Origin of the sequence: Streptomyces roseochromogenus subsp. oscitans DS 12.976, from assembly GCF_000497445.1 — a bacterium.
In the GTDB taxonomy this organism is placed as follows: Bacteria; Actinomycetota; Actinomycetes; order Streptomycetales; family Streptomycetaceae; genus Streptomyces; species Streptomyces oscitans.
The window spans coordinates 6,845,660-6,858,585 of sequence record NZ_CM002285.1 but is presented as its reverse complement, the minus strand read 5'-3'; the positions used below and the strand labels follow the sequence as shown (position 1 = coordinate 6,858,585).

General features: G+C 72.4%; 13 protein-coding genes and 1 tRNA gene. 7 read left to right on the top strand and 7 right to left on the bottom strand.

Going from position 1 to position 12,926, the window contains the following annotated elements:
- Positions 1 to 63: 63 nt before the first annotated feature.
- The 3 genes from M878_RS79360 to M878_RS79350 form a co-directional block, all read right to left on the bottom strand.
- Positions 64 to 519, bottom strand: a complete 456-nt coding sequence (locus M878_RS79360; protein WP_023551114.1) for a DoxX family protein — start codon at positions 517 to 519, stop codon at positions 64 to 66.
- A gap of 178 nt (positions 520 to 697) precedes the next feature.
- Entirely contained in the window at positions 698 to 2,605 is a 1,908-nt protein-coding gene (locus M878_RS79355; RefSeq protein WP_023551113.1) for an FAD/NAD(P)-binding protein, read from the bottom strand.
- A 166-nt stretch (positions 2,606 to 2,771) separates the two neighbouring features.
- Positions 2,772 to 3,035 carry a DUF2277 domain-containing protein gene (locus M878_RS79350; protein ID WP_023551112.1) on the bottom strand — a complete coding sequence of 88 codons (264 nt, stop codon included), beginning with the start codon at positions 3,033 to 3,035 and terminating at the stop codon, positions 2,772 to 2,774.
- Between the two features lie 93 nt (positions 3,036 to 3,128).
- Between M878_RS79350 and M878_RS79345 the strand changes: the two genes are divergently transcribed.
- The 3 genes from M878_RS79345 (at position 3,129) to M878_RS79340 (ending at position 4,909) form a co-directional block, all read left to right on the top strand.
- Positions 3,129 to 4,028: a ketopantoate reductase family protein gene (locus M878_RS79345; RefSeq protein WP_023551111.1), complete on the top strand. Its 900-nt coding sequence runs from the start codon at positions 3,129 to 3,131 to the stop codon at positions 4,026 to 4,028.
- Positions 4,029 to 4,122: 94 nt separating this feature from the next.
- Positions 4,123 to 4,284, top strand: coding sequence for a hypothetical protein (locus M878_RS97820; protein WP_158692808.1), 162 nt, complete (start codon positions 4,123 to 4,125; stop codon positions 4,282 to 4,284).
- A gap of 268 nt (positions 4,285 to 4,552) precedes the next feature.
- A complete protein-coding gene (locus tag M878_RS79340; RefSeq protein WP_023551109.1) occupies positions 4,553 to 4,909 on the top strand; it encodes a hypothetical protein in 357 nt (118 codons plus the stop codon).
- Positions 4,910 to 4,945: 36 nt separating this feature from the next.
- Here M878_RS79340 and M878_RS79335 read toward each other — a convergent pair.
- Positions 4,946 to 5,017: transfer RNA gene (locus M878_RS79335), tRNA-Val, on the bottom strand.
- Positions 5,018 to 5,237: 220 nt separating this feature from the next.
- Here M878_RS79335 and M878_RS79330 point away from each other — a divergent pair.
- The 4 genes from M878_RS79330 (at position 5,238) to M878_RS95060 (ending at position 8,378) form a co-directional block, all read left to right on the top strand.
- A complete protein-coding gene (locus tag M878_RS79330; protein WP_023551108.1) occupies positions 5,238 to 6,008 on the top strand; it encodes a DUF4097 family beta strand repeat-containing protein in 771 nt (256 codons plus the stop codon).
- A 94-nt stretch (positions 6,009 to 6,102) separates the two neighbouring features.
- Positions 6,103 to 7,521 carry a hypothetical protein gene (locus M878_RS79325; protein ID WP_023551107.1) on the top strand — a complete coding sequence of 473 codons (1,419 nt, stop codon included), beginning with the start codon at positions 6,103 to 6,105 and terminating at the stop codon, positions 7,519 to 7,521.
- 92 nt (positions 7,522 to 7,613) lie between these two features.
- The gene (locus M878_RS79320; protein WP_023551106.1) at positions 7,614 to 8,147 is read left to right on the top strand and encodes a DUF4383 domain-containing protein; all 534 of its coding nucleotides are present in this window, start codon (positions 7,614 to 7,616) and stop codon (positions 8,145 to 8,147) included.
- Positions 8,148 to 8,156: 9 nt separating this feature from the next.
- Positions 8,157 to 8,378 carry an FmdB family zinc ribbon protein gene (locus tag M878_RS95060; protein WP_031226240.1) on the top strand — a complete coding sequence of 74 codons (222 nt, stop codon included), beginning with the start codon at positions 8,157 to 8,159 and terminating at the stop codon, positions 8,376 to 8,378.
- A gap of 32 nt (positions 8,379 to 8,410) precedes the next feature.
- Here the strand turns inward: M878_RS95060 and M878_RS79315 are convergent, their stop codons facing one another.
- Genes M878_RS79315 through M878_RS79305 form a run of 3 tightly spaced genes read right to left on the bottom strand, consistent with a single transcriptional unit; the run spans position 8,411 to position 12,863 of the window.
- Complete coding sequence (locus M878_RS79315) at positions 8,411 to 9,226, bottom strand: HAD family hydrolase (RefSeq protein WP_023551105.1); 816 nt, start codon at positions 9,224 to 9,226, stop codon at positions 8,411 to 8,413.
- Positions 9,226 to 11,697, bottom strand: coding sequence for a phosphoribosyltransferase (locus M878_RS79310; RefSeq protein ID WP_023551104.1), 2,472 nt, complete (start codon positions 11,695 to 11,697; stop codon positions 9,226 to 9,228). Before M878_RS79310 ends, M878_RS79315 begins: the two co-directional genes overlap by 1 nt.
- Positions 11,694 to 12,863: an HpcH/HpaI aldolase/citrate lyase family protein gene (locus M878_RS79305; protein ID WP_023551103.1), complete on the bottom strand. Its 1,170-nt coding sequence runs from the start codon at positions 12,861 to 12,863 to the stop codon at positions 11,694 to 11,696. Before M878_RS79305 ends, M878_RS79310 begins: the two co-directional genes overlap by 4 nt.
- Positions 12,864 to 12,926: the final 63 nt, after the last annotated feature.

Below are 12,926 nucleotides of genomic sequence, written 5' to 3'. Positions count from 1 at the left end.
AGGCGAGGCGAACGCAAGGCGGTGCCCTCCCCCCTGGTGACAGGGGGGAGGGCACCGCACGCGTCAGGCCGCTATCGGGGCCCGCTCGGTGACCGCCCGGTCGTCCGTGGCGGTGCGGCGGACGACGAGGCGGTCGAGACCGAAGGCGCCGGAGCCGGTGAAGACCAGCAGCAAGAACGCCCAGCAGAACAGGACCGCCAGCTCACCGCCGTTCTGGATGGGCCAGAGCGCGGCCTGCTGGTGGATGTCGAAGTAGGCGTACGCCATCGAGCCGGAGGCGATCAGCGCGGCCCCACGGGTACCGAGGCCGAGGAGCACCAGGGCGCCGGCGACCAGCTGGATCACGGCCGCGTACCAGCCGGGCCAGGTGCCGGTCGGGATGGTGCCGCCCTGGGTGCCGACGGCGCCGCCGAGGACGCCGAAGAGGGACGCGGCGCCGTGCGCGGCGAAGAGCAGGCCCACGACGATGCGGAAGAGCCCGAGGACATAGGGCTGAGCGGAGTTGAGACGTGCGGTCATGAGGGAGTTCTCCTCTTCGGTGTCGGTCGGGCCGGCCGGGGACGTGTGGCGTGCGTGGCCGGTCGTGGGGGACGGCGGGTACCGAATGAGAAACAGAGGCGCTGGAGCGGGAGTGGGGCCCCGGTACGGGCACCGACCCGGGGCCCAGGTTAGGCCCCCCTAACCGTTGCTTGCAAGTTCAACATTTGGCCATACCTTCCGCTCCCGCCCGCGGCTCCGCTTCGGAGACGGCCACCCGCAGGACGGCCCGCGCGACCGCGTCGGCGTCCGACAGCGTGACCGAGTCCACGCCCGGCCGGGCCCCGGCCGCCGTCACCCAGTGCACGCCCTCCGTGGGCACACCGAAGGCGAACCGCCTTGCGTGCACGGCTCCTTGACGATCTATCAGGCGGTACGGCCGGCGCGTCACGTCCAGCCCCCCGGTTTCGTAACCCTCCACCGTGTGCGGCCGGCAGCCTCCGTCCGCGAGCAGCCCGGCGAGCAACTCGTCGGCCGTGTGCCGCAGATCCGGCTCCGGAAGACGTGCCTCTATGAGAGTCGTCACACGAACGCCGGAGCCCGGCACATCCGGCGAGGAGGCCAGCCAGGCTTCCCGCTCGGCCCGCACCTCAAGGCGCGGGCCGATCACCTCCACCACCCCCGCCTCCAGCAGAGCCGCCAGTTCCTCGATACGGCGCCGGGGCGGCCCGATGGACAGGAAGGCGTTGAGCGGTGTGTACCAGTGGTCCAGATGTGTGCGCCGGGAGGCGCCGCTCAGCCCGCCGTGGTCGACCACCAGCCGTATCTCGTTGCGCAGGTCGCGCAGCACGTCGAGGGCCGCCTTGAGCGGGCCGCGCACATTGCCCAGCGCGGCCTGCGCGGCGTCCTCGCGCAGATACCCCAGGAGCCACGCCCGCCACTCCCCCGGATCCGCGAACTCCCGGTCCCCGTACGGCCGCGACACCCGCTTCCAGCACCACCGCTCCCGCGCCCCGACCCCGAACTCGTCGAGCAGCAGCGCCTCTTGGGGATCGCCGTGGGGTACGGCGAGAAAGCGCTCGGCGAAGGCGGAGCACCCGGTGCGGTCCGTACTTTCCGCACGCCCCGTATGCCCCGCGCTCTCGATCAGCGCCCGGTAGTAGACCGTCTCCACCTCCTTCGCGACCAACGGCCATATCTCCGCGAGGAAGTCGGGCGCCTCGCCGGAGTCGGCGCGTTTACGGAAGCCCGCGATCACCTCCGGTGTGAGCAGCAGCGGGGCGTGCCGGCCGTACGGGCCCTTGGCGTTGTCGCCGCGCGCCTGGTACGGCACCCCGCGCCGGGAGCCGGCGTACAGGCGCGGTTCCCGCCCGGAGGGCAGATAGCGCAGGGTGCCGTCGGGTCCGTCCCGGACGAACCGGCCGCCCCGGCCGCTGGTGAAGAGCGCCAGGTAGTCGAAGAAGTTCAGCCCCAGCCCGCGCAGCAGCACGGCCTCGCCCGGCCGTACGTCGCCGAGCTCGACGTCGGCCGGATTGGCGGGCGGGACGTGGGTGAGGCCCGGCCGGGCGGCGTACGCGGCGTTGCGCCGCTGCTCCTCGCCCTCGGCGGTGGGCAGATGCCCCTGAGCCAGCACCACCGCGGCCAGCCCGGACAGCACCCGGCCGTCGTCGAGGGTGAGCACCTGCCGGCCGTCGGCAGCGGCGTCGTCGTCGTCGAACAGCCGTATCGCACGGGCCCGGTGGGTCTCGACGCGTATCTCCTCCGGCGCCTCGCGGAGGGTGCGGGCGAAGACCCACTCCAGGTAGTGGCCGTAGTGCGCGCGGGTCGGATAGTCGTCCGGGCCCACCTCGCCGTCCGCCCACTCGTACAGACTGGGTCCGGGGCGGACGGGGCCCGCGCAGTCCACGCTGTCGTCGGTGAACAGCGTCACCTGGCTCGCCACGGTGTTCATCAGCAGCTCGGCCGGCTGCGCGGTCCGCCAGACCTGCCCGGGGCCGGGGGGCGCCGGGTCGATCACATGGACCGTCAGCCGGACACCGGGCGCGAGCAGCTCCGGCGCGGAGGCGCAGAGGCGTTCCAGCACGCTGGTTCCGCGCGGCCCGGCCCCGACCAGGGCGACGGAGACCATGGGGAATGCGGAGACCGTGGGGGATTCCTGGCTCGGTGCAGACAAAGGAGGGACTCCCGGGCATTGGGGGCGGGACGGCCTCCGCCGGCGTGAGCCGTAAGCGGACGGCGCGCTTCATCATGCCCTGTGCACCCCAACCCCCCTTGTCCGAAATCCGAGTTATCCGTCATGCCGGATTGCGGGAGGTGGCACTTCGCGCCGGCTGGACGCTCCGCACCGACTGGCCCCGCACCTCCAGCCCGCCGAGAAGCTCGGCCGTGGCCTCGGCCACGGCGGCCACCGCACGGTCGAAGACCTCGCGGTTGTGCGCGGCGGGGGCCCGGAATCCCGAGACCTTCCGCACGTACTGCAGCGCGGCGGCGTGGATGTCGTCGTCCGTGGCCTCGTCGGGCAGCACGGGCGGACGCAGCGTCTTGATGCTCCGGCACATGCCCCCAGTCTCACGCACACCACGTCCCGGTGCGACGATCACTGCGAAGGCGGCCACCGATCCCCGGGGCCGACCGACGAAGGGAACAGCCTTATGGCGACCAAGAACACCGTGGCCGTGCTCGGCCCCGGCGGCACCGGCGGCCTCCTCGCCGCCCTGCTCTCCCGCTCCGGCCACCGTGTCATCTGCCTGGCCCGGGACGAGACGGCCGAGACCCTGCGCAGCACCGGGATCCAGGTCCGCAGCGGCCAGTTCGGCGACTTCACGGCCCCCGTCGAGGCGGACACGGAGCTGCGCGAGCCCGTGGACGCCTGTCTGATCGCCGTCAAGCACACCACCCTGGACGCCGCCCTCACCCGGGTCCCGCCCGCCGCGCTCGGCGACGCCCTCGTCGTACCGCTCCTGAACGGCGTCGAACACCCCGCGGCCCTGCGCGGCCGCTACCGCCCCGACCGCGTGGCGCCCGCCGTGATCCGCGTGGAGTCCACCCGTCTCGCCCCGGGCGTGATCCAGCACGGCAGCCCGTTCACGGAGATCGACCTCGCCGGCGACACGGTTCCCCGTCCCCGCCTCGATCAGCTGGCGGCGCTCCTTACGTCCGCCGGTGTGACGGCCCGGGTACGGGAGGACGAGACGGCGGCCCTGTGGGCCAAGATGGCGTTCCTCGCCCCCTTCGCCCTGCTCACCACCCGGTACGGCCTCCCCCTCGGCGAGGTTCGCGCCCGGCATCGTACGGAACTGGAGTCCCTGGTCGCCGAGGCCGCCGCCGTCAGCCGCGCCTGCGGCGCCCCCGCCGACCCGGACCAGGCCCTGGCCCGGTACGACGCCTTCCCGCCCGGGGCCAGGTCCTCCATGCAGCGCGACGCCGAGGCGGGCCGCCCGCTCGAACTCGACGCCATCGGCGGGGCGCTGCTGCGCGCGGCCGGCCGGCACGGCGTACCGGTACCGGTGACGACCCGCCTGCTGGACGAACTGCGGGCCGCCGGCCACTGAGGCCCCCATCGGCTCACCCCCGTCGGCTCAGTGGCCCAACAGCCACTGAGCCGACACCAGATGCACCGCGGCGAGGGCGCCCGCGGTGATCAGCATGCCGGTGTTTGCGGCGGGCGGCGCCGACGGCGGCGTCGCCCGGCTGCGCCAGACCCGCGACGATCAGCACGGGACCGGGGGAGTCCCAGGAGCCGGCGGCGAGCAGCACCAGCACGGCCGCGCTGAGCGGGACGGCCCGGACGGCGTAGGCGCGGGCTGAGAAGACCAGTCTCGGGCCTGAGGTCGTGGCGCTCGATGCGCTGGGCGAAGCGGTCGCCGACCACTGCGCCGTTTCCGCCGTCGTCAGGCCGACCCGGCCCGCGCCGGCGCTCGCGGCGGGAGAGCCCCTCACCTCGGGCGGCGGGCCGCCTCGGCGCACCGCTCCGAGGGACCCTGCGCGACCCGCTCGGCCACCCGTTCGGCTGAACCTCCCGCCAGCCCCACGAACGCACTCGCCACTCAAAATCGAACAGGCGTAGCATTGCCGCGTGGCGACGACCTATGAATTCCCCAGTGACCTCCTCGCCGGTCAGGAGGAGCTGCATCAGGTCCGGTCCGAGCTGTCGGCTCTGCTCAAGCGACTGCCCTGGTCGGTGCAGCCGATGGACGGCATCAGCGACGACACCGGCTGGCGCAAGGTGGAGCGGCCCGCGTCCCCGGGCTGGACGGCGGACGAACAGGCCGAGGTGGAGAAGCTGCGCCGCCGCGAGCACGAGCTGGCGGTGTTCGTCAGCACGCACCGCTTCTGGGCCGAGGTCGCGGCAGCGGACCGCATGGAGGCCCGCACCGGACTGAAGCACGCGCACAAGCGGCAGCCGCGAGGAGAGGGAACAGAAGAGGAATGAGAAGAGCCCCAGCCGTACGGCCGGGGGCTCCATCGGTGGGCGCGGACGGTTTCGAACCGCCGACATCCTGCTTGTAAGGCAGGCGCTCTACCCCTGAGCTACGCACCCGGACACCCGGGCTGTGCGCCCAGGACGAGTCGACAGCCTACCTTGCCGGGACCGGTGCACCGCAAACCTGTGACGCCGGGTCACGGCATACGGGGGTTAACCCCACCCCCGGTCCGGGAGACTGCCGGATCGGGGCACGGGTGATGATCACCTAGGGTCGGCGGAGACCGAGTTGGTCCGGCCGCCGTGACCCGGCGGACCGGTGCAGGGGGAGATCCGTATGGCCCGTTCCGTTCCAGTCCGCGCCGCCGCCATGGCCGTCGTCACCGGCGTGCTCGTCGCGGGGGTGAGCGCCTGCGGCGCCGACGCCAGTGACGACACGCATCCCGACCACCGGTCCTTCGCGCTGCACGGCCGCACCCTCACCGTCGACTCCGACGACTCCGCCCTGGAGGTCGTCGCCGACGGCTCCGCGAAGTCCGGGACCGTCGAGGTGACCCGGTGGTTCCAGGGTTCCGTCGTGCTCGGCGGCAGTCCGGCGGTGCGGTGGTCCTTCAAGGACGACCGGCTGGTGCTGCGCGTGCACTGCTCGGGGTTCATCGCGGACTGCTCGGCCCGGCACCGGATCGTGGTGCCGCGCGGGATCAGCGTGAAGGTCGACGACGCGGACGGCAGCGTACGGGCGCAGGGGTTCCGGGATCCGCTGAGCGTCGACACGGCGGACGGCGCCGTACACGTCACCGACTCCAGCGGGCCGCTCGACCTGAGGTCGGCGGACGGTGCGGTGCACGCCGACGTCTCCTCCCGCCAGGTGAAGGCGGACTCCAGCGACGGTTCCGTGTATGTGCGGCTGTCCGCCGTACCCGACCAGGTGGACGCCTCCAGCGCCGACGGCGCCGTCACGGTCGCCCTGCCCAAGGGCGCGTACCGGCTGTCGGCCGGCTCCGACGACGGCGGGGTGTCGGTGTCCGTGCCCCGCGACGACACCAGCCCGCACCGGGTCTCGGCCCATTCCGCGGACGGGAAAGTGACCGTCAGGACGGGAAAGTGACCGTGCGCAGCGCGAACTGACCGGCCCGTGTGTTCGTCTACAACGGGTGGGAGAATGACACCACCCACGGCGAACCACACCACGGGAGAGGGATGTGACGGCGACACCGGGCACGCCAGCGAAGCGGTCGTACCCGCATCCGCCGTCGACCGTGCGGATCCGGGGCGGGTCCTCGGCTCTGCGCGACACACTCACCCTGATGACCCTGCCGGTGCTGGCCGCGCTCGCCCTGCCCGCCGCGTTCGCCGGCGGGGGCACCCGGCGCTGGTTCGGCGGCCGGGCGGAGAGCCAGCGGGCCGAGGCGCAGGCCGCGAAGGACGCCGCGGCGGCCGCGTTCTACGAACTGGACACCGCCCAGCGGGACCTCAGGATCTCCATCGAGACCATCACGGCCGTGGACGACTCCCCCGCCGCCCGGCGTGCCGCCACGGACTTCGAGACGCTCGGCCGGCGCATCGACGAGGTCAGCCAGCGCTACATCCAGGCCGTCGACGCCCATGATCTCGACCGGGACGACCTGGAGGCCGCGGCGGCCTCCCGGGCGCGCTCGGAGCTGACGTCCGCCAAGGACGAGCTGATCCGGGTCAGGCAGGACCTGGACCGGTTCGGCGGTTCGCTGGGGCCGCTGCTCGGCAAGGCCGAGACCCAGCTGGCCCGGCTGGCACCCGCCGTGGAGCGGGCCCGGCAGGCGCTGCTGGGCGCCAGCAACGCCCTGGACTCCGTACGGGAGAAGGGGCTGCGGGCCGATGACCTGGCCGGCCGGCTCGCCGCACTGTCCCCTGAGCTGACCAAGCTGAACCAGGGCGCCGGGCAGCACGGGGTGCAGCAGACCGTGGAGCGGGCCGAGCGGGTGCAGCGGGAGGCCGGAGCGATCCGGGCCGAGGCCGAGCGGCTGCCGCAGAAGGCCGCCGAGATCGATCACCGGCTGGTCAGCCTGCGCACCCGGGCCCAGGCGCTCACCACCCGGGCCGGGCAGGTGGACCCGGTCCTGAGCGAGCTGCGGCGCCGGTTCGCGGCCGCCTGCTGGCAGGACCTGCAGCAGGTGCCCGAGCAGGCCGCGCGGGACGTACGACAGGCCGAGCTGAAGCTCCGCGAGGCGCAGGCGGCCCGCGACGCCCAGCACTGGCCCGACGCCACCTCGCTGCTGTCGACGGTACGGGCCCTGCTGAACACCACCGACGAGGCCGTGTCGGCCGCCGGCGACCGGCTCACACGGCTGAACGCCGTACAGAAGGATCCGCAGGCCGAGATCGAGCGCACCCGGTTCGCGATCCGGGACGCCCAGCGGCTGGCCATGTCGGGCCGTACGACGCCGGATCCCCGGCATGCGCGGCCGCTGGACGACGCGGTGGGGCGGCTGGAGCGGGCGATCGGGACGCTGGAGGCCGGCCGGCATCCCGACTATTGGCACTTCCTGAGCGAGACGGAGGCCGTCCGGCAGATGGCGGCGCTCGTCGTGGCCCGGATTCGTGAAGAGCGGGGTGGGCCACTGAGCGGGGGCTCGCGCCCCTAGGGGTTGCAGTCCCGTCGGTTGCAGGGCGCCGTCGGGCAGGCGGATAGTTGGGGTGGACGTTTGGCCTCCGCTAGCGCCCGAGGGAGGCGGATATGGCCACACACGCAGCGCAACCACGTCAGCGGCAGCGGATCCGGTTCGATCAGCATCTGCCCGTCGACCACCGGCTGAACACGGTCTACCGGATCAGTGCGGGGCTGATCGGCGCGTTCCTCGTCGCCTTCGGCATCCTGGGTCTGCTCCACAACATCGGCTTCTTCAGCACCGGTGGTGCCGAGGTCGCCGGGCTGAACACCAACGACACGCTGAGCGTGCTGTCGATCGTCGTCGGGGCGATCCTGCTCGCCGGCATGGTGGTCGGCGGAAACGTGGCATCCACGCTGAACATGGTGTTCGGAGTGCTGTTCCTGCTGAGCGGCTTCCTGAACCTCGGCCTGCTGGACACACCACAGAACTTCCTGGCGTTCAAGATCCAGAACGTGTTCTTCAGCTTCGTCGTGGGCCTGCTGCTGATGACCTTCGGCATGTACGGCCGGGTCGGCTCGACCCTGCCGCACGACAACCCGTACTGGCGGGCCCGCCATCCCGAGGCGGCCGAGCGGGAGCATCCCGCGGACGACGGCTAGTCTGTGCCCATGCCTCGCTACGAGTACCGCTGCCGGACCTGCGGCGACACGTTCGAACTCAGCCGGCCGATGGCGGAGTCCGCCGCCCCCGCGCAGTGCCCTGCCGGGCATGACGACACGGTGAAGCTGCTGTCCACCGTGGCGGTGGGGGGCGGTACGAAAAGTGCATCCGCCCCTGCGCCGCAGGCGGGCGGCGGGGGCGGATGCTGTGGTGGAGGGTGCTGCGGGTAGCTCCACTGTGGGCGCCACGAAATGCCGTCGTCTCAGGGTGCTGTCCTGCGCGTCGCTTTCAGGAACTCCCGGAGGATCCGCTCGCCCGCCAAGACCCCCCGCTCCGGCAGTGCCGCGATCTCCGGTGCCGTCCACCCCGTGTCGGCCAGCTCGCCATGTCCCGGGCGCCAGCCCCGGTCGGCGGCAAGGAGGAGGTCGGCGTCGAGCAGGGAATCCCCGGCTGCCAGCGTCAGCTGCGCGCCGGTGCGGCGGGCGACCTCCCGTACCGCCGCGCTCTTGGTGAGCGGCTGCGGGACGGCGTAGATCTTGCGGCCCTGGAGCGAGACGGTCCAGCCCCGGTTCTCCGCCCAGACCGCCAGCTCCTTCACCCAGTCCTCGGGCAGCAGCTCGCGCTCGACCACGAGATAGGCGAACAGGTCCTCGGCGACCCGGTGCTTGCGCACCCACGCCGGATCGGCGGTCCGCGCCAGGTGCTCACGCACCTCCGTCAGCGACGCGCACTCCTCCGCCAGCCGCGCCTGCACACCCGCGTGCCAGTCGGCGTCGGTGACCCCGTCGACCAGCAGATGGCCGCCGTTGGCGCAGATCGCGTACTTCGGAGGCGGTCCGGGCAGGTTGATCCGCTGGTACTGCTTGCGCGTCCGGGTCGTCGTCGGCACGAAGACGGCCGTGTCGCCGAGGTCGGTCAGCAGCTGCGCCGCCGTCTCGGTCATGTAGGAGAGCGGCTTGGCCTCGTGCACCTCCACGCACAGCAGCCGGGGCGCCCGGGCGTCCGGCATGGTCAGCGCGAGGGCCGCCGAGGAGTAGATGAGCGTACGGTCGAGGTCGCTCGCCACCAGCACCGGCATCAGACGTTCACCGCCTTGCCGTCGGCACCCGTGGCACCCCGCGTGTACTGGGGGTGGATCAACCCGACGCAGGTGTACGGCAGTTCGCCGACCTCCTCGACCGGGACGCCCCTTTGTCCGGCGAGCAGGCGGACGTGATCCAGGTCGGCCCCGGCCCCCTTGCGGGCCAGGATCTTCCAGGGCACCCGGCGCAGCAGCACCCGGGTCGTCTCGCCGACGCCGGGCTTGACGAGGTTCACATCATGGATGCCGTACTCCTCGCTGATCCGCTCGACGGCCCGCCAGCCCGCCCAGGTCGGGGTGCGGTCCTCGGCCATCAGATCCTTCACCGCCTCCTCGACGGTGTCGGTGACCTCGGAGAAGCGCGCGGTGACGGCGTCGAGGAAGCCCGCGGAGACATCGGCGCCGGCCAGTTCGCGGTAGAACTTCGCGCCGTGGAAGTCGTCCGGGCCGACCAGGTCGGCACGCAGGACCGTACGCGAAATCAGGCCGGAGACGGTCGAGTTGAGGCAGGCGGAGGGGATGAGGAAGTCCTCACGGGTGCCGTAGGTGCGCACACAGGAGCCCGGGTCGGCGAGTACGGCGATCTCCGGGTCGAAGCCGCTGATACCCTCCGCCTTCTCGAACTCCTCGACGGCCTGGGCGAGTTCACGGGTGATGGCGCCCTTTCCGGTCCAGCCGTCGACGAACACGACGTCACCCGGGTCGTGGTGGGCGGCGAGCCAGCGCAGCGCGTTGGCGTCGATACCGCGGCCGCGCACGATCGACACGGCGTAGTGCGGCAGGTCGAGGCCGTGCCGGAACCGGGCCCAGCGGCGCATGAGGATGCCGACCGGGGTGCCCGCGCGGGCGAGCGAGACCAGCACCGGGCGCGGTGACCGCTCGGCGATGACGGCCTCGGTCACCACGCCGACCGCCTGGGCGAGCCGGGCGGTGGAGACGTCGAGGGCCGTGTGGAACAGCTCCTGGTACTGCTCGCTCGGCTGGTACTCCACCGGCAGCGACTCGGCGTAGTGCGCGCCGCCGCTCTGGATGGCCTCCTCCCGCTCCTCGGTCGGCGCCTCCAGCGTGACGTCGGAGAGGTCCTGGAGCAGCCAGCCGACCTCCTCGGGCGCGTACGAGGAGAATGCGGGGCCACGGAGGGGCTCGGGCAGCATGGCCGGCCTTTCGGGAGCGTGCGGAACGTACGACGGGACGACCGCGAGCAGGACGTGCGGGGTGTGGGCGGCGAGGCGGGCCAGCAGGCCGTCGGGCGCGTGCAGGGCCGGGGTGTCGGCGACGGAGTCGACCACTGCTACGACGGCGTCGAAGCCACCGCCCGCCACGTTGTAGGCGTAGCGCTCGCCGGGGCCGTCCGCCGGGTCGTCATGGGCGGGGAAGGCGAGGCGGGTGCGGATGGCGTAGCCGGGGTCGTCCACCGCGAGGACGGGCGAGCGGGTGGTGGTGGAGAACCGCACCTCCACGTCGGCGCCCTGCTCCAGCTCGTGTGCGAGCCGCAGCGGGGCGTACATCAGCTCTTCGAAGCCGAGGACGAGCACGCGCCGGGCGCCGGGGGGCAGGGCGTCGCGAATTCGGCCGGCCATGGCGGGCAGCGCGGTTTCGAGACGGGCGCGGTGAACGGGGGTGAAGCCGTGGCGCCCGCCGTCGGGAAGGCCGGCCGGCCAGTGCAGGTCGAGCCGACAAGGAGCGCGGTGGACGGCGCGGGCAGCCACCACGGACCGGCACCCGGCGGACTCGTACCGGGCCACCAGTTGCTGCCCCTTCTCCAGCACGCCTTCCGGCAGCCGTACGCCCCCGGACGCGGAGGCGATCAGATCCACCCGCGCCCCGATCTCACCGGCGAACCGTTCCATCCGAGCAGCGTCCTCGGGCGAGCGCATATCAACCAGCGCCACCACCACATACCGCCGCCGCGGATACCGTTCATGCAGGTCGCGAATGGTGTTGAGGACGGTGTTGCCGGTGGAGAACTCATCGTCGACCAGCACAAGCGGACCGTCACCGGCCAGCAGCGCGGGATCCTCCGGCAGCAGCAAGTGAGACGTGGCATGAGAATGCGACTCCTCAAAGCCGCCCGCCCGGGCAACCCCGGCCACCGACCGCCGCGTGGAGTGCAGATACGGCGCCGTACCCAGACCGTCCGCCACCGCATGGCCGAGCCCCGTCGCGGTCTCCGCATACCCGAGGACGACCGCGGCACCGGCCTCCGTCTCGCCGAGCAGCTCGGCGACCCGTCGGCCCAGGCGGTGGCCGTACTCGTAGACCACCGTCGGCGACTGCGGCACGTGCTTGCCGAGGACGTTGGACACCAGCAGATGGGCCCGCCTGGGATTGCGCCGCAGGGCGAGCCCGAGCAGGGCCGGCAGCACCTCGTCACCCATGAGTTCGACACCGAGCCGCTCGGCGACCCAGCTGCCGGTCCAGACCCCGTCGCTGCCGGACCAGACCCCGTCGTTCACCGCGTTCTTCATGCGTTCCTTATTCCGGCAGCAAGCAGCTCCACGAAGCCCACGTCCTCGTGGGCGACGCCGAAGACCTCGGCGCGCAGCAGGGTGCGCTCGGCCCAGGCCCGGTGCGGCTTCACCTCGTTCATCTTGTTCGTGTAGGACGACCGGAGCACACCTCCGCCGCCGCGTTCCGGCCGCAGGATGTCCTGGGCGTCGCTGTACTCCTCGTGGCTGACCACGGACAGCGCGTGGACGGGCAGCACATGGGAGGGGTGGATGCAGGTCTTGCCGAGCAGACCGTTGGCCTGGTCGAGGGAGATCTCCCGCAGCAGTCCGTCCATGGCGTGCTCGATCAGCTTCTCGCGCAACTCCACGGCCTGTACCTCCAGGAAGGGGCTCTGCCTCAGCTGCGGCTTGAACATGCGCTCGGAGACCCGGAAGTACTCCCACACCGGGCCGGTCACGGTGAATCCGGTGCCGTCGGCCCGGCCCAGCATGTTCACGACGTCGGCGATCACGGAGGCGACGATCTGGACGTCGTAGGCGGTCATGTCCGGGGCGCGGCGCAGGCCGTAGGAGGAGCAGAAGTCGGTCACGCCGAGGCGGAGCGCCAGCACCCGGTCGCGGTATTTGTCGACGGCGCGGGCGATGCCTTCCAGGGTCTCCACGCGGGACTCGCGGTAGAGCAGCTCGGGGGACTCCAGGACGGGCATGGCGAACAGCCGGCGGCCGCTCTCGGCCTCGGCGGCCGTCAGGGCCTCCAGGAACGGGATGCCGCGTTCCTCGGTGAACTTCGGCAGCACGAATCCGGACAGCAGCCGGATGGACGGGCCGAGGCGGCGGGCGAGGTCGGGGATCTGCTCGGGGGCGCGGACACGGATGAACAGCAGTGGCGGCTCGGCTCCGGGCCGGGCGGCCAGTTCGGCGAAGTGCCGGACGAGGTTGTCCTCGCCGGCCCCGACGTCCGCGTCGTCGATCGAGTCCTCCAGGCACAGCACCATCGAGACCACGCCGTTCCCGGCCTGTTTGACGATGTCGTCGGCGAGCCACGGCCGGGTGGCCGGGCTGTACAGGGTGGCGCCGAGGGCGGCAGCGAGCAGCCGGGCCGGGGAGTCGGCGGTGAACGCGCCGGGCTCCCGGTGGAAGAGGCGCTGCCGCACCTCGGGGGCGATGTGCCCGAAATGACGCATAGGACTCCCTCAAGGGTGCGAGCCGAGTCTGTGTTCGATACCAGGGTTCGGTAAAAGGTGGCC

What these genes read in the sequence shown, in the direction of transcription:
- M878_RS79360 (WP_023551114.1), bottom strand. Translation starts at nt 519, where the DNA reads ATGACCGCACGTCTCAACTCCGCTCAGCCCTATGTCCTCGGGCTCTTC.
- M878_RS79355 (WP_023551113.1), bottom strand. Translation starts at nt 2,605, where the DNA reads ATGGTCTCCGTCGCCCTGGTCGGGGCCGGGCCGCGCGGAACCAGCGTG.
- M878_RS79350 (WP_023551112.1), bottom strand. Translation starts at nt 3,035, where the DNA reads ATGTGCCGGAGCATCAAGACGCTGCGTCCGCCCGTGCTGCCCGACGAG.
- M878_RS79345 (WP_023551111.1), top strand. Translation starts at nt 3,129, where the DNA reads ATGGCGACCAAGAACACCGTGGCCGTGCTCGGCCCCGGCGGCACCGGC.
- M878_RS97820 (WP_158692808.1), top strand. Translation starts at nt 4,123, where the DNA reads ATGCCGGTGTTTGCGGCGGGCGGCGCCGACGGCGGCGTCGCCCGGCTG.
- M878_RS79330 (WP_023551108.1), top strand. Translation starts at nt 5,238, where the DNA reads ATGGCCCGTTCCGTTCCAGTCCGCGCCGCCGCCATGGCCGTCGTCACC.
- M878_RS79320 (WP_023551106.1), top strand. Translation starts at nt 7,614, where the DNA reads ATGGCCACACACGCAGCGCAACCACGTCAGCGGCAGCGGATCCGGTTC.
- M878_RS95060 (WP_031226240.1), top strand. Translation starts at nt 8,157, where the DNA reads ATGCCTCGCTACGAGTACCGCTGCCGGACCTGCGGCGACACGTTCGAA.
- M878_RS79315 (WP_023551105.1), bottom strand. Translation starts at nt 9,226, where the DNA reads ATGCCGGTGCTGGTGGCGAGCGACCTCGACCGTACGCTCATCTACTCC.
- M878_RS79310 (WP_023551104.1), bottom strand. Translation starts at nt 11,697, where the DNA reads ATGAAGAACGCGGTGAACGACGGGGTCTGGTCCGGCAGCGACGGGGTC.
- M878_RS79305 (WP_023551103.1), bottom strand. Translation starts at nt 12,863, where the DNA reads ATGCGTCATTTCGGGCACATCGCCCCCGAGGTGCGGCAGCGCCTCTTC.